At 33.2% G+C, this 15,284-nt stretch carries 15 protein-coding genes; 4 read left to right on the top strand and 11 right to left on the bottom strand.

Annotated features, from left to right (window positions below; translation table 11 throughout):
* The 6 genes from rsmD to AC1RPW_RS05725 all read right to left on the bottom strand — a co-directional run bounded on the left by rsmD (position 1) and on the right by AC1RPW_RS05725 (position 5,556).
* Entirely contained in the window at positions 1-552 is a 552-nt protein-coding gene (gene rsmD / locus AC1RPW_RS05750) for a 16S rRNA (guanine(966)-N(2))-methyltransferase RsmD (protein ID WP_481761705.1), read from the bottom strand.
* Between the two features lie 5 nt (positions 553-557).
* Positions 558-884, bottom strand: a complete 327-nt coding sequence (locus AC1RPW_RS05745; RefSeq protein ID WP_481761704.1) for a YlbG family protein — start codon at positions 882-884, stop codon at positions 558-560.
* An 18-nt stretch (positions 885-902) separates the two neighbouring features.
* Complete coding sequence (locus AC1RPW_RS05740) at positions 903-2,081, bottom strand: FtsW/RodA/SpoVE family cell cycle protein (RefSeq protein ID WP_481761703.1); 1,179 nt, start codon at positions 2,079-2,081, stop codon at positions 903-905.
* A gap of 397 nt (positions 2,082-2,478) precedes the next feature.
* Complete coding sequence (gene typA, locus AC1RPW_RS05735) at positions 2,479-4,326, bottom strand: translational GTPase TypA (RefSeq protein ID WP_481761702.1); 1,848 nt, start codon at positions 4,324-4,326, stop codon at positions 2,479-2,481.
* Between the two features lie 165 nt (positions 4,327-4,491).
* On the bottom strand, positions 4,492-5,265 hold the full coding sequence (locus AC1RPW_RS05730; protein WP_481761701.1) for an inositol monophosphatase family protein: 774 nt from the start codon (positions 5,263-5,265) through the stop codon (positions 4,492-4,494).
* Positions 5,266-5,277: 12 nt separating this feature from the next.
* Complete coding sequence (locus tag AC1RPW_RS05725) at positions 5,278-5,556, bottom strand: UPF0223 family protein (protein WP_481761700.1); 279 nt, start codon at positions 5,554-5,556, stop codon at positions 5,278-5,280.
* A gap of 238 nt (positions 5,557-5,794) precedes the next feature.
* Between AC1RPW_RS05725 and def the strand changes: the two genes are divergently transcribed.
* Entirely contained in the window at positions 5,795-6,343 is a 549-nt protein-coding gene (gene def / locus AC1RPW_RS05720) for a peptide deformylase (RefSeq protein WP_409022787.1), read from the top strand.
* A 75-nt stretch (positions 6,344-6,418) separates the two neighbouring features.
* Here def and AC1RPW_RS05715 read toward each other — a convergent pair whose 3' ends face one another.
* On the bottom strand, positions 6,419-6,898 hold the full coding sequence (locus AC1RPW_RS05715; RefSeq protein WP_409022393.1) for a hypothetical protein: 480 nt from the start codon (positions 6,896-6,898) through the stop codon (positions 6,419-6,421).
* A 229-nt stretch (positions 6,899-7,127) separates the two neighbouring features.
* Here AC1RPW_RS05715 and AC1RPW_RS05710 point away from each other — a divergent pair, with 229 nt between their 5' ends.
* The 3 genes from AC1RPW_RS05710 to AC1RPW_RS05700 all read left to right on the top strand — a co-directional run bounded on the left by AC1RPW_RS05710 (position 7,128) and on the right by AC1RPW_RS05700 (position 10,085).
* The gene (locus tag AC1RPW_RS05710) at positions 7,128-7,346 is read left to right on the top strand and encodes a DNA-directed RNA polymerase subunit epsilon (RefSeq protein WP_409022392.1); all 219 of its coding nucleotides are present in this window, start codon (positions 7,128-7,130) and stop codon (positions 7,344-7,346) included.
* Positions 7,343-9,019 (top strand): ribonuclease J1, encoded by a 1,677-nt coding sequence (rnjA, locus tag AC1RPW_RS05705; protein WP_409022391.1) that lies wholly within the window; start codon positions 7,343-7,345, stop codon positions 9,017-9,019. Before AC1RPW_RS05710 ends, rnjA begins: the two co-directional genes overlap by 4 nt.
* A 118-nt stretch (positions 9,020-9,137) precedes the next feature.
* Complete coding sequence (locus tag AC1RPW_RS05700; protein ID WP_481761699.1) at positions 9,138-10,085, top strand: diacylglycerol/lipid kinase family protein; 948 nt, start codon at positions 9,138-9,140, stop codon at positions 10,083-10,085.
* Between the two features lie 42 nt (positions 10,086-10,127).
* Here AC1RPW_RS05700 and recD2 read toward each other — a convergent pair whose 3' ends face one another.
* The 4 genes from recD2 to mnmA all read right to left on the bottom strand — a co-directional run bounded on the left by recD2 (position 10,128) and on the right by mnmA (position 15,174).
* Complete coding sequence (gene recD2, locus AC1RPW_RS05695) at positions 10,128-12,587, bottom strand: SF1B family DNA helicase RecD2 (RefSeq protein ID WP_481761698.1); 2,460 nt, start codon at positions 12,585-12,587, stop codon at positions 10,128-10,130.
* 15 nt (positions 12,588-12,602) lie between these two features.
* Positions 12,603-13,262: a tetratricopeptide repeat protein gene (locus AC1RPW_RS05690; RefSeq protein WP_481761697.1), complete on the bottom strand. Its 660-nt coding sequence runs from the start codon at positions 13,260-13,262 to the stop codon at positions 12,603-12,605.
* Positions 13,263-13,271: 9 nt separating this feature from the next.
* The gene (locus AC1RPW_RS05685; protein ID WP_481761696.1) at positions 13,272-13,928 is read right to left on the bottom strand and encodes a histidine phosphatase family protein; all 657 of its coding nucleotides are present in this window, start codon (positions 13,926-13,928) and stop codon (positions 13,272-13,274) included.
* Positions 13,929-14,034: 106 nt separating this feature from the next.
* Positions 14,035-15,174: a tRNA 2-thiouridine(34) synthase MnmA gene (gene mnmA, locus AC1RPW_RS05680; RefSeq protein ID WP_409022386.1), complete on the bottom strand. Its 1,140-nt coding sequence runs from the start codon at positions 15,172-15,174 to the stop codon at positions 14,035-14,037.
* Positions 15,175-15,284: the final 110 nt, after the last annotated feature.

Here is a 15,284-nt window from a genome sequence, read left to right as displayed (position 1 = left end):
TTAGTTCTCCTTTTGATAAATCGTTACCTGTGTAATTCCATAATTTTGTCTCCTAAATAGCCTGAATCCAGAAATATCATCAGGTAAGTTAGCATATTGATCTGTTTCACAAATAATTAAAGCTTGATTATTTAACAACTCGCTGCTATCTATTTTTTTTATCGTATCAATTATTTCTTGGGTCTTATAAGGTGGGTCTAAAAAAACAAGATCAAATGTTTCTTTACCTTTTAATAGTCCAATTGCTTTATCGGCATCTTGCTTATAGACCGTAAACTTATCTTCTTCCTTTGTGATAGCAATATTATCATTAATTGTTTTAATTGCTTGATACTGTCTATCAATTAGAAAAGCATGCGAGATTCCTCTAGAAACAGCTTCGATACTTAACCCTCCGCTACCTGCAAATAAATCTAACGATTTACCGCCATCAAAATAAGGACCAATAATATTAAACACTGATTCCTTAACTTTATCCGTTGTAGGTCTTGTTGCCATACCCGGAACTGCTTTTAATTTTCTTCCGCCATATTCACCTGAAATTATTCTCATATACTTTACTCACTTTTATTTTTAAATTTTTCTTGATCTTCATCTGTTAATTTAAATGCTTTTTCACCCATTCGAGACCCAAAGTCCATATCAATATCAGGGCGATGCGATACTTCTGTCTTTTTAACAAATTTTAAATTTTGAATTTTCTTAATCGTCTCGGGTAGGTCTTCTTGATTCATATAAATGACAACATATTTCATTTTTTTTGAAATATATTGAATAATACCGAATCGTTTCAACTGCTTAATTTGCTTCATATGGTATAAAAACACAATGACACCTTGTCTTTTTTGTATAACTAACTTAGTCCCATTTTCTTCGTCAAGCATTTGATTATGACCCCCTTTTTATTTATTATTTAGTAATTCCTTTTTTCTTAAAGCTGATATATTTAAAACTAAGCCTACACAGAAACTCAAGATAAGCATACTTGATCCGCCATAACTAAGAAATGGAAATGTTACACCTGTTATTGGTAAAACACCTGATATACCACCAACATTAAATACAGTCTGCACTGTCATAAACGTCGCAATTCCATAACAACAAAGTGAATGGAAAGTTTCTTTACTTTTAGAACCAATAAAGATAATTCGTCCAATCATACTGAAAAGTAATATTAAAATAAAAAATACCATCAATAATCCAAGTTCTTCACCTGTAATTGCTAATATAAAATCAGTATACGGTTCTGGTAGATAGCCTCGTTTTTGGATGCTATTTCCTAGTCCTGCACCAAAAATACCACCATTACTTAATGCATAATATGAATTTACCAGCTGTTGTCCAGTTGATTGCTGATATTTAAACGGATCATTGAATCCACTAAATCTTTTAGCCATATATGCTAATGGACCACCAGAATCTGGAGAAACAGATTTTAATTTTGATAATAATATCATTAAAGTACCCATGCCACCAACAGAAATTAAAGAAGTTATTCCAATTGAATACCCACTAGCCAAAATAATGATTAATACTGCACTAAAATTAATAATAAACCCACCCACATCTGGTTCAACCAAAATTAAAATGAGTGGTAAGGCTACTGCAATCGCATAGATAAAACGACGTTTATTTCTACCCTCATAACTTAATTCTTTATTTTCACGGAATGCAACTTGTTGCGCCATAAACAAGACTAAAAAAATCTTGCTGATTTCTGCGGGCTGAATGTTAAAAGAGCCAAAGTTAATCCATCCTGCTGCACCATTAACTGTTTTACCGCTAAGTACTACGTATAAAAGTAGCAGAATGGACACTGCACCAAATAATATTATAAATCCAGAACTTTTAAAAAAATTAACCTTCATTGAATATATAAGGAAAGCAACTAGCAATCCTAAAATGGCAAAAAGCAATTGTTTTTTTAAATATGTCGTTGGATCGCCACCCGCCATTTGAACCTTATATGAACTAGCAGAATAAACCATGACCACACCAATTCCGGATAATATGATATACGGTATAAAAATAAAATAATCAAGATATTGTAATTTTTGTGTTATTCTTTTTAAAATTTGCATTTTTAATCCAACTTATTTCTTCATTTTTTCAAATTTAGTACTAAAGTGTCTATTCGAAGTTACTTCAAGATTCTTTATCTGCTTCTTTTCAGTTTTTTCTTCAAACAGAGCACACTCCAACACAAAATCTACTTCACGAGAAAAACGAACAATTAAGTATCAACTACTTCTTAAAATGTAACATAACCAAGCTAGTAAAATGTATTTCGCTGTTTCCAGATAAATTTATTTATTTTATCTACATTTTCTTGCAAAGTGACCATCACATTTTCTTTAGAAATGTTGTTTTTCATCGATTTTATTCTCTCGTGACTCCTAATAGTATACCATATTACTATTTATCATGATTAAAAAAAAGAGTTGAAAATGAACTTAATCATTTTCAACTCTTTTTAAATTAACCTTTTTTTGAATCTGTTTTATGTTGTTTTTGAGCTTTTTCACGCATATTTGTATCTAAGATACGTTTACGTAAGCGTAAATTATTTGGTGTGATTTCTAATAATTCATCCGTGTTCAAGAATTCCAATGATTCTTCAAGAGTAAGAATAGTTGGTTTCTTGATTGAGGCTGTTTGATCTTTATTAGAAGAACGAACATTACTCATAGCTTTTCCTTTAGTAATATTTACAGAAATATCACGTTCACGGCTACTTTGTCCAACAACCATTCCTTCATAAATATCAGTAGTAGGTGTTACATAAATTGTTCCACGTTCTTCAATACTCATAATTGAATATGTTGTAGCTTTTCCTGAATTAATAGAAACTAATGCGCCATTACGACGACCAGGTTCCCAGTTACGGATAACTGGTTTGTATTCAGAGAAAGTATGATTTAAGATACCGTATCCACGAGTCATTGAAAGGAATTGTGAATCATATCCAATTAAACCACGAGTAGGAGCTGAGAAAGTTAAACGAGTTTGGCCGTTATTACCGGTCTCCATGTTAATCATTTCACCCTTACGTTGAGCCATTGTATCAATAACACCACCAGAATATTCATCAGGTGTATCGATTTGGACGCTTTCAAATGGTTCTTGCATCTTGCCTTCGAATTCACGGTAGATAACTTCTGGACGTGAAACTTGAATTTCATAGTCTTCGCGACGTAAAGTTTCAATTAAGATTGATAAATGTAATTCTCCACGACCTGAAACAACCCAAGCATCTGGAGAATCTGTATCTTCAATTTTCAATGAAACATCAGTATGCAATTGTAATTTAAGACGATCTTCCATCTTTCGAGCAGTAATGTTTTTACCATCTTGTCCAACAAATGGTGAATCATTCGTTCTGAATGTCATTTGTAGTGTAGGTGGATCAATACGCATTAATGGTAATGCTTCTTGATGATCACTTGGTGTTACAGTTTCACCAACGAAGATGTCATCCATCCCTGAAACTGCAATTAAATCACCGGCTTTAGCTTCATTAATTTCAACACGATCTAAACCGAAGAAACCAAAAAGTTTTGAAACACGGAAGTTTTGAACTGAGCCGTCAAGTTTAATAACAGAAACTTGATCACCAACAGCAATTTTTCCACGGAACACACGACCAATACCAACACGACCAACATATTCATTATAATCCAACATTGAAACTTGGAATTGTAATGGTTCGTCACTGTTATCAACTGGTGCAGGAATTGTATTTATAATTGTTTCAAAAACGTCATCCATAGAATGTTTTTGAGTTTCGATATCTGGATCCATACTTGATGTACCATTGTATGCACTAGCATAAATAACAGGGAAATCAAGTTGTGCTTCATCAGCACCTAATTCAATAAACAAATCAAGAACTTCATCAACAACTTCTTGTGGACGAGCACCCATACGATCAATTTTGTTAATAACAACGATTGGTACTAATTGTTGTTCTAAAGCTTTTTTCAAAACAAAACGTGTTTGAGGCATTGTTCCTTCAAAAGCATCAACGACAAGTAAAACACCATCAACCATTTTCATGATACGTTCTACTTCACCACCGAAATCGGCATGTCCAGGTGTATCTAAAATGTTAATTTGTTTGTCGCCAACTCTAACAGCAGTATTTTTTGATAAAATTGTAATACCACGTTCTTTTTCAATATCATTTGTATCCATGGCACGGTCACTAATTTCTGAATGGCCATCCAATGTATCTGATTGTTTTAATAATTCATTAACTAATGTCGTCTTACCGTGATCGACATGGGCGATAATCGCAATGTTACGAATGTCATCTCTTGTTTTCAAGTTTGTTCTTCCTTTCGTTGGAGCCTTAATATTTTTACGAATAATAACTACAGTTCACTATTATAGCAGACAATTAACACACTTACTAAAAGTTTTCATACTTTTTCATAAATAAATCGCATAAAAAAACTGCGACTTGTTAGTCACAGCCACAACGCGATTCTACTAAAAACTATTTAGTAGTTTTAAAATGTCCTCTTGTGCGTTTTCCGTTGCTATTAATACATCTGCTGATTGTAACATATCGAGCTCTAACCCGTCAATTGTTTTCACGGTGATACCAAGAGTTTCCGCCAATATTTTACCGGCTGCAAAATCCCATGGTTTTAAGTGAGAAACATAACCAATTTCTTGTCCACGTAATATGTGAACAAACTCAATACCGGCACTTCCATAAACCCTAGCACCTGAACTATGTTGAACAATTGATTGTAAATGCTTATAGTCCATCATTAACATAGGTGAGCTACAACCTAGCAAGCCATCCTTAAGTGCTATATTTTCAGGCTTTTCAAGTTTTTTATCGTTGGCAAAGACGCCCCTATCTGGCCCACCAGAATATAAAACATTATTCATTACATCCATAATGAATCCCAATTTTCCAATACCGTTTTCATAAATACCAATCATAATCGCGAAATGATCTTTCTGTTTGACAAAATTCATTGTGCCATCAATTGGATCAACAATCCAAACAGTACCATCTAAATTTGTTACATCATCCCCAAAACCTTCTTCACCTAAAATTTTGGCTTTCGGATCAAAGGTACGAATTTTGTTTACTAAAAATTTTTCAGTCTGTTTATCCATATTAGTTACAAGATCAACTCGACTACTTTTTGTTTCAACAGACAATGGATTTCCAAATGCATGAATAATATTTTCACGTGCCTCTGTCAGCCAACTTTTAACCTGATAATTAACCTCATCAATATTCAAATCATAACCTCCCTATTGGTTAATTTTAATAACGTCCCTTGTACTCTCTCTTGCAAATTTCATTGTACGATAAATACTAAAACCTGATTCATCTTCGTACGATCTGCCTATTTGTTTTTCCTCCATTTTGGAAGGAACAATTTTTTTAAACTCACGATAATTATAAAGCAATTCTTCTCGATCAATACCTGTAGAATTTGCTAATTCTATTGCTTTATAGAATTCACTGACAGAGATAATTTCTTCAGTAGTCCAATGTGCTTCTAATGGGTAATCAATTTTATTATTCATAATTTAGTGTGTTAAACTCCCTTTATTTTTACTTTATTTAATTATTGAATTAATTTTCAACTAATACTTTCAATATACTTGAAAGTAATTACTATGTTTCATTTTACAGCAATCCATTAAAAACTAAAAGAAATGAAACATAACTATTAATTTTCAAATGGCCTACAGATATGATTATTTTATGCTACAATGTACCGTAGAATATTAATTTGGAGGTACTATTTTGATTAAAATAACAATGAAAAATATCATTCGTGAAGGTAATCCAATTTTACGAAATCGTTCAAGCGAAATGACTTTTCCGCTTTCAGATGATGATAAACAACTCGCACATGATTTAATGGAATTTTTAGAGAATAGTCAAAATGAAGAAATAGCTGAAAAATATCATCTACGCGCAGGTGTTGGCTTAGCAGCTCCGCAATTAGCAATTTCTAAACGAATGACTGCTGTCTTAATCCCTGGCCCAGAAGGTGAAGAGCCCACACTTAAACAAGTGTTAATTAATCCTACTATTTTAAGTCAGTCAGTTCAAGTTGCTGCACTTTCAGAAGGTGAAGGTTGCTTATCAGTTGATAGAGATGTCCCTGGATATGTGCCAAGAGCTGATCGGATTACACTTCGTTACTTTGATATCGAAGGTACACAACATAAAATCCGCTTGAAAAATTATGAAGCAATTGTAGTCCAACATGAAATTGATCATTTAAATGGTATATTATTCTTTGATCATATTAATACTGACAAACCATTTGCTATACCGAACGATGCTATTATGCTTGAATAAATAACTAAAGAGTTTCTCCAATAATTAATTTATTGAAGAAACTCTTTTTATTTCACTTTAAACATACTGTTTGAACTATACCTTTTTTAAATCTTTAGTATACATAATTGTCTCAACATTAACCAAATGTGCTACCTCTAAATGTAAAATACCGTCTAAATACCAAAGATCTGTTACTTCAAATGCCGATTTTGCTTCGACACTTTTTTTAACCAGGTTCATCATTTCAAATTCTTCAAATAAATTGAAAAAAATGTTTCTTATTTTCCCGATATTCTCTTCTGAAGGAGACTTCATCTGAAATTGATACTCAAATACCATGACCCTCTTACCCCAAACCTTTGAAACAATTTCTGTAACCCTTAGTATTTCAGAATTAATACCATATTCATTACCATGTAGTCTATTTAAAGCAAATTCAACCGCATTATCTGTAATAAGTTTGCTTTTATTTTTAAGAATAGTAATCTGTCTATTTCTTTTCAGACGGTTATAATTTAAAATTATGATGATCATTAAAACCACTACAGTCACTATTTTAACTACCAACCACATTTATAAAACACCACTCTTCCTTATACGATAACTTTTCATAATTATAACATGTCTGTTAAATTTTATCCTTTATAAGTCTATTCAAATCGGTCTATTCTATACTTAAATAATAATATATGATAAAATATAAATTATATGTTGTGCAGACAACCCCCAGTTCGGTTTCTAATTTCCATTTCAAATCATTTTAACCAAAATGATATCAATTTAATTTAAAGGAGTTTTACAAATGATTTTTAAAGTTTATTATCAAGAAACACAAGATAGAAATCCACAAAGAGAAGAAACAAAATCACTTTTCCTTGAAGCAAGTTCTGAAATTGAAGCTCAAAGTATTGTTGGTCACCAAACAACACATAACATTGAATTCATTGAAACATTATCAGATAAAGCTTTAGCATATGAAAAGGAAAACCCTACATTTAAAATGACGGAGTTTTCTGAATGAAAAAGATAAATGTTAAAAATAACGAGACTGGTGTTTTTGCAGTCGGCGGATTAGGTGAAATTGGTAAAAATATGTACGGCATCCAGTTTCAAGATGAAATTATCGTCGTCGATGCAGGAATCAAGTTTCCGGAAGATGAGTTATTAGGAATTGATTACGTTATTCCTGATTTTCAATACTTAGTTGCCAATCAACAAAAAATTAAAGCATTAGTTATCACCCATGGTCATGAAGATCATATTGGTGGTATTCCCTATTTATTAAAACAAATTAATGTCCCAATTTATGCTGGACCATTGGCTTCAGCATTAATCAAAGGAAAATTAGAAGAACACGGGTTACTTGCCACAACAGAAATGCATGAAATTGAAGAAGATACTGTTCTTAAATTCAGAAAAACGAGTGTGTCGTTCTTTAGAACAACTCATTCAATTCCTGATACTTTAGGTGTCGCAATCAAAACGCCATCTGGTAACATTGTAGTCACTGGGGACTACAAATTTGATCTAACACCTGTTACTAATCAGCCGCCCAACCTTCAAAGAATGGCTCAACTTGGTGCTGATGGTGTACTTTGTCTACTATCTGATAGTACAAATGCAGAAATTCCTAATTTTACAAAATCAGAAAGATTCGTTGGTAAATCAATTCGACGAATTTTTGAAAAAGGTGAAGGCCGCATTATCTTTGCTACTTTTGCTTCAAATATTTCCCGAGTACAACAAGCTGCTGAAGCTGCTGTTGCCAAAGGCCGTAAAATCGCTGTCTTTGGACGTAGTATGGAGGCAGCAATTGTTAACGGACGTGAATTAGGATACTTAAATATTCCAGATGATGCCTTAATTGATGCACGTGATATTAATTCATTACCCGCAAATGAAATTTTAATTTTATGTACGGGATCACAAGGTGAACCAATGGCAGCTCTTAGCCGTATCGCTAATGGGACTCATCGTCAGGTTTCTATTCAACCTGGTGATACTGTTGTTTTCTCAAGTTCTCCAATTCCTGGTAACACAATCAGTGTAAACCACGTTATTAATGAACTTTCAGAAGCTGGAGCAACTGTTGTCCATGGTAAAGTAAATAATATTCATACTTCTGGTCATGGTGGCCAAGAAGAACAAAAATTAATGCTCAGTTTGATGAAACCTAAGTATTTCGTCCCTGTCCATGGTGAATATAGAATGCTTAAAATTCATACTGGATTAGCTGAACAAATTGGCGTTCCAAGAGAGAATAGCTTTATTATGGAAAATGGTGATGTCTTAGCTCTAACTAGTGATTCTGCTCGAATTGCTGGTCATTTTGAAGCTGATGATATTTATGTCGATGGTTCAGGAATTGGTGATATCGGTAGCGCTGTCCTAAATGATCGACAAGTCCTTTCTGAAGAAGGCCTTGTTGTTGTCGTTGCAACGATTGACATGAAAAAACATGAAATTCAAGCAGGACCAGATTTATTATCTCGTGGATTTGTCTATATGCGCGAATCAGGAGAATTAATTAATCAAGGTCGTCGTCGCTTATTCCGTGTCATGAGTCGCTTATTAAAAAATGATAAAATTACAGAAGCCATGATTAATGATGCAATCGTTGATGACTTACAAAAATTCTTATATGAACAAACTGAACGTAAACCAATGATTTTACCAATGTTAGTTATCGTTTAACAAAAATAGCTCAATATTCTAATTAGAATATTGAGCTATTTTTATATAATCAAAATTTATCTTTAAATCCTTTTAAATTTTAGTTATAATTATTAGTATTAATTAAGGAGGGAAGTTCATGAATCAATATTTCATTATCGTTAATGAGTCTGCTGGAAGTGGTCGTGCTAAACAAATTTGGCAATCTATTGAAAAAAAATTAATTTCTCAAAATGTCTATTTTAAGGCCCATCTGACAGACTATATTGGTCATGCTTCCCTTCTAACGGAAAATTACGCCAGACATTATCACCCCATCGAAACAGACAATAATCAAATTATACTAGTTATTGGCGGCGACGGTACTTTAAATGAATGTATCAATGGTGTTAAAAATGCGAACACATTTGATATCCCAATTGCCTATATTCCTGCAGGATCAGGAAATGATTTTGCTCGAGGTGTCGGTATCCCCAAATCTCCACTTGTAGCTCTTGAACAAGTATTAAACACAACTTCACCTAAACTATTAAACTTAGGTGTCATGCACGAATTATCACGGCATGAAAAAAAATACTTTATAAATAATGTTGGCGTAGGTTTCGATGCGCAAATAGTAAGTATCGCAAATCAATCAAGTTCAAAGAAACTATTGAATAAACTTCATCTAGGATCGCTTACTTACTTAAGCGCCCTATTAGGAACTTTATCAAGACAAGCTGCATTTCCCATAACTGTCCGGGTGAATGGCCATCAAGAATTTTATCAAAATGCCTTTCTTGTAACAACATCAAATCATCCCTACTTTGGTGGCGGTGTTCCAATTTTACCAATGGCAGATCCGACAAAAAATAATTTAGACTTAATTATCATTGAAAAACCTAGTGCACTAAAATTAATCTATCTAGCCATTTTACTGAAATCTGGTAAACATATTAACCAAAAAGGTGTTCACCATTTTACATCAGATAAAATTAAACTTTCCGTTGACTCTTTAGAGTACGGTCAAATGGATGGTGAAGACCTAGGAACCCGTTTCTTTGAAATTGAGTATAGCGTCTTATCATACCCATTTTGGATTAACTAAAAAGCCTATATATCTCATTTAATTGAGATATATAGGCTTTTTCTATGGTCGGCTATTCTCCATTCCAATCATTGGATCAATTGAACCATCCATAATATTGTCGTTAGTTAAAATAAATTTTTCAATTAAAGTTGGAACAGGCGGAGCTATTTTAATAGATTTTTTAGCTAGTTGGCTCTCTTTAATCGAATCATCAACTTTTTTAATATCACCATCAAAAATCTGTTCAATTCGTAATAATAACGTTGTTTTTCTATTGGCTGATTCATTCTCAACACATTCTTCAAATGATTTTTCTTCGCCAAGCAAAATCAATAACTGGCTAGCACGGGTAATTGCGGTATACAGTAAATTACGTTTAAGCATTCGCTTATACTGCGAAACCATTGGCAAAATAACCATTTTAAACTCACTACCTTGAGACTTATGAATAGATGTGCAATATGCCAAAGTTATTTTTTGCCATTCATTTCGCCTGTAAGTCACTTCTGTTTGATCAAAAGCAATAACTAGTTCGTCTACCTTATCTTCGCTATCTTTGGCCAATGTAATTCCTACAATCTTACCTATATCTCCATTAAAAACATTATTTTCAGGACTATTAACAAGATGTAACACCTTGTCACCAATTCTAAATTTTTGATCTCTAAAAAGTACTTCTTTTTGTCTACTATTTTCAAGTGGATTCATAATATTTTGTAACATTTCATTTAAACGATTAATTCCCGCCGCACCTCGATACATTGGTGCCAGAACTTGAATATCACTTGAAGTGAACCCTTTATTCTTAGCTCGTTCAACAACCTGTTTAATAATTGATTCAACTTGAAATTCACGACTCGCGAAAAATGAACGATCCTTTTGATTCTGTGTAAAATCAGCAGGTAATTCACCTTTTTTTATTGAATGTGCGAGTGAAATTATTGATGACCCATCACCTTGACGATAGATATCCGTTAATTCTTTTCGCTCAAGATAGTCACTTTTCAATAAATCATAAAATGTTTGCCCAGGACCAACAGAAGGCAATTGATCTTTATCACCTACAAAAATGACTTTCATATCTGTAGGTATTGCATTCATTAATGTATTCAATAAATACGTATCAACCATCGACATTTCATCGATAATTAATAAGCCACCTTCTAAATCTTTCGTTTCAACATCATTATTCGATTCTCTTCCAGTTAGTCCTAAGAGTCTATGGATTGTACTGGCAGGTAATCCAGTCGTTTCAGTCATTCTTTTTGCTGCTCGCCCAGTAGGTGCAGCTAAAAGAATAGGAAATGTTTGTCCTTCTCCATAACTACTAAGATCGAGCGAAAAGTCATTTAATTCCGCAAATAACTCCACGATACCATTAATAACGGTTGTTTTACCCGTTCCTGGGCCACCTGTTAATAAAAATATCTGTGAATTCATAGCCGCCCTAATGGCATTAATCTGTGACTCACCATAATTCATATCAAGTTTTTTTTCAATCTTACGAATTGCTTTATCAATATCTTTTTCTGCTAACTTACCTTTTTCTTGCCCCGATGAAAGTAATCTTTTTAAATGTTCAGCAATTTGGTATTCTGCATGATACAGATTTTTTAAATAAATACGCTGTTCATCACCGACAACGAGTCCTGATTTAGCTAAATTAATGAGTTCTTTTGAGATTGCCTCAGGGTTTATTCTGACTCTTCGACTACTCTCTAATAATCGTAAAGATGCTTCCAACAACGGCTCTGCAGTCGCATAGGTATCGCCATCTTGTTGACATAAATCATTGATACTTTGCAAAATACCTGCTTGTATTCGACCTGAAGAATCAGCTGCAAATCCTAATTCTCCAGCAATTTGATCTGCCTTTTTAAAGCCAATATTTTCAATATCATTTACTAGTTGATATGGATTTTCTTGAATAATTTCAAGGGTTTTTTCTTTATAAGTTTGATAAATAGTTGCGGCTAATTGACTACCAAATCCAAAACCATTTAATCCAATAATAATTTGTTCCATCCCATTATTTACTCGAACAGTCTCTAATATTGTTGTTTTCTGCTTGTTTGATAATTCTAATGAATCAAGTACAGTATCATCTGCTAATATTTTATCAATTGTTTTCGTTCCTAACTTTTCAACAATTGATTCCGCAGTCTTTTTCCCAATCCCTTTAAATTCTGAGCCAGATAGATAGGTAATAAGCCCCATTTTTGAAGTAGGTGTTTCATTTTGATAATTACTCGTTTGAAATTGTTTCCCATATTTGGGATGCTCAACTTGTTGACCATAGAAGCGGTACGTAGATTCCTCTTTAATGTCAGCAAAATTACCAGTAACAACAACCTCATCTTCAGGCCATTCCAAATTACTTTCAATACTGTGAATTAGAATCACTTTATAAAAACTATCTTGGCTTTGAAAAAATATGGTTGCAACCTTACCAACCAAGTAAGCTTGTGTTTCATCACTTTGAGGATCATCATTAAATAAATTTAGTTTCTGAACAACCATTATTTCACATCCTCTTTATTTATCACGTAATTTTATAAACGATTCTATTTCACTTAATCTTTGTTTTTGTGCCTCAAAATAGGCCTGATTGGCTATTTTTGAACGATCAAAATAAGTATTGAATTCAATTCCTAAAACCATATTAGCTAAGCCTCGTTGAAAATTAGCCTTTGCATTATTTTCATCTATTTTAAGAACTAAGTCATAATATTTACCAGCATTTTCAAACTGACCCAATGCTAAGAAAATATCGCCAATTAATTCGTTGGCGTCCATATTTTTAGGATTTATTTCTTGAGCCGTAATCGCAAATACTAATGCTTGTTGATACAGCTCTTGAGCCATATATGATTGTGCTAACATTAAAAAAGCTGTTTCTTTCAACTTTTGATTAGTTACTTTTTGAAATGATTGAATTGCTTCAGAATACAGTTCTGCCTCGTAAAACACGTTACCAAGACCATATTGTAATAAATCAACTTGTTCATTTTTCTCATCAAAATATCCAATAGCTTTTTTATACAGTTCTTCCGCCTGAGGGTAGTCTTTTACTTTTGTTAAATAACTACCTAATTCATAATAAGCCGTTTGATTATTAGGTTCTTTTTCAACCTTTTCAACTAATTGATGAATAATATGTTTTGATTCTGCTTCTTTTTCTTCTCTCTTACCCATTATTACTCCTTAAACGACATCACTTTCATCGCGTATTCTATCCAAATAACTAGTATCATTCCATTTAACTAATTTAAATTCGGTTCCATTTTGTGTTTCCAAAATAGTCGTACTAGTATTCGATAAGCCACCTTGTTTACGGAAGTCTTTCAGCGGTACTCCTAATAAATCGTGAATCAAGGCACCAAGCGCCGCACCATGACTAACAATGATAATATTTGCATCTATTTTATTTTGGTCAACAATTTTTTTAATTGTTGGAACCATCCGCTTTAATAAAGCTTGAAATGTTTCGCCATTAATATTTTTAGGATCATATTTATCGGGATGATTACGGAAGGCATCGAGTTCCTCAGGATACTGAACAGCCACATCTGTAAACTTCATGCCTTCCATTTTCCCTAAATGAAATTCTTCTAAGTTATCATTCAAAATAACATCCAAATTTTGGTTTAGGCCTGTATTAATTAAATTTGCTGTGTCCTTTGCACGCTTAATAGGACTTGAATAAATAGCATCAAATTTTATTGATTTAAGTGCTTTGATTAATTGTTGTATTTCTATGTAACTTTGTTCAAGTAAGGGTGAATCTCCATTCGCACCTTGGTATCGTCCCTCAAGATTCCATTCTGTTTTGCCATGTCGAATAAAATATATATTAGTCATCAGTCAATAAGACCCCTTCGTTTTTTCATCTCTATTATATTATGCCACAAATATAAAAAGGCACAAACAAAATATTTGTTTGTGCCTTAACTATTATAAATTCAATTTAAACATATTGTAATTGTTTTGATCCCTCAGTTGACTTTTTAAATGCAGCGTCAATGATACCACTACCTAAGCATTCTGCGCCATCGTAAAAGACAACAGCCTGTCCAGGTGTAATAGCACGTACTGGTGCATCAAATTCAACTGTAGCTTCTGTACGGTCATCATTTAAATGAACCGTCACACCAACATCAGTTTGACGGTATCTAAACTTAGCAGTGATATGGAAATCATTGCCAAAGCGATCGATTGGTGCCATAAAACTTAACTCTGATGCTTCAAGATAATCGGCATAAAGTAAATCATTATGGTAACCTTGTCCAACAATCAATGTATTTGTTGCTAAATCTTTACCTACAACGAACCAAGGATCGTTACCTTCACCCGTACCACCAATACCAAGACCTTTACGTTGACCAATTGTATAATTCATAAGACCATAATGCTCGCCCATTTTTACACCGTCAACAGTCATCATATTACCCGTTTGTGCTGGTAAATATTCACCAAGGAACTTTGTAAAGTTTCTTTCGCCGATAAAACAAATACCTGTTGAATCTTTTTTCTTAGCAGTTGAAAGTCCAGCTTCTTCAGCAATTCTTCTAACTTCTGGTTTTTCAATGTTTCCAATTGGGAACATAACTTTTTGAATTTGTTTTTGTGATAATTGACTCAAGAAATAAGTCTGATCTTTGTTACTATCATCCCCACGTAACATATGCATAATACCGTCAGCATCTTGCTCAACTTGTGCATAATGTCCCATTGCGATGTAATCAGCATCAAGTTCCATAGCATAATCGAAAAATGCTTTAAACTTAATTTCTTTATTACACATCACATCTGGATTTGGTGTCCGACCCTTTTTATATTCATCCAAGAAATATGTGAATACGCGATCCCAATATTCTTTTTCAAAATTAACGGAATAATAAGGAATTCCAATTTTGTTTGCTACTTTAGCAACATCTTTGTAATCTTCTGTTGCAGTACAAACACCCATTTCGTCCGTATCGTCCCAGTTTTTCATGAAGACACCAACTACATCATAACCTTGTTGCTTTAATAAATAAGCAACAACTGATGAATCGACGCCACCACTCATCCCAACAACGACACGAGTTTTACTATTATCTGGCATACTATCACCATCATTTCAATTAGATTCTGAAAAAATCTACGATTTGAAGGTCGCACTATTTCAGTAAGTACTATTATACCAATAATATATACTAATACAACCCTAGTGTG

This window comes from Dellaglioa sp. CoH-55-MRSF-8, assembly GCF_056782195.1.
The sequence above is the reverse complement of the archived record's forward strand: the minus strand, read 5'-3'. Positions and strand labels throughout refer to the sequence as shown.

Bases quoted from the DNA above. Each gene is read 5' to 3' on its own strand.
- rsmD (WP_481761705.1), bottom strand. From the start codon at position 552: ATGAGAATAATTTCAGGTGAATATGGCGGAAGAAAATTAAAAGCAGTT.
- def (WP_409022787.1), top strand. From the start codon at position 5,795: ATGAAAAATATCATTCGTGAAGGTAATCCAATTTTACGAAATCGTTCA.
- rnjA (WP_409022391.1), top strand. From the start codon at position 7,343: ATGAAAAAGATAAATGTTAAAAATAACGAGACTGGTGTTTTTGCAGTC.
- AC1RPW_RS05685 (WP_481761696.1), bottom strand. From the start codon at position 13,928: ATGACTAATATATATTTTATTCGACATGGCAAAACAGAATGGAATCTT.
- AC1RPW_RS05690 (WP_481761697.1), bottom strand. From the start codon at position 13,262: ATGGGTAAGAGAGAAGAAAAAGAAGCAGAATCAAAACATATTATTCAT.
- AC1RPW_RS05740 (WP_481761703.1), bottom strand. From the start codon at position 2,081: ATGCAAATTTTAAAAAGAATAACACAAAAATTACAATATCTTGATTAT.
- mnmA (WP_409022386.1), bottom strand. From the start codon at position 15,174: ATGCCAGATAATAGTAAAACTCGTGTCGTTGTTGGGATGAGTGGTGGC.
- recD2 (WP_481761698.1), bottom strand. From the start codon at position 12,587: ATGGTTGTTCAGAAACTAAATTTATTTAATGATGATCCTCAAAGTGAT.
- AC1RPW_RS05700 (WP_481761699.1), top strand. From the start codon at position 9,138: ATGAATCAATATTTCATTATCGTTAATGAGTCTGCTGGAAGTGGTCGT.
- AC1RPW_RS05710 (WP_409022392.1), top strand. From the start codon at position 7,128: ATGATTTTTAAAGTTTATTATCAAGAAACACAAGATAGAAATCCACAA.
- AC1RPW_RS05745 (WP_481761704.1), bottom strand. From the start codon at position 884: ATGCTTGACGAAGAAAATGGGACTAAGTTAGTTATACAAAAAAGACAA.
- AC1RPW_RS05725 (WP_481761700.1), bottom strand. From the start codon at position 5,556: ATGAATAATAAAATTGATTACCCATTAGAAGCACATTGGACTACTGAA.
- AC1RPW_RS05715 (WP_409022393.1), bottom strand. From the start codon at position 6,898: ATGTGGTTGGTAGTTAAAATAGTGACTGTAGTGGTTTTAATGATCATC.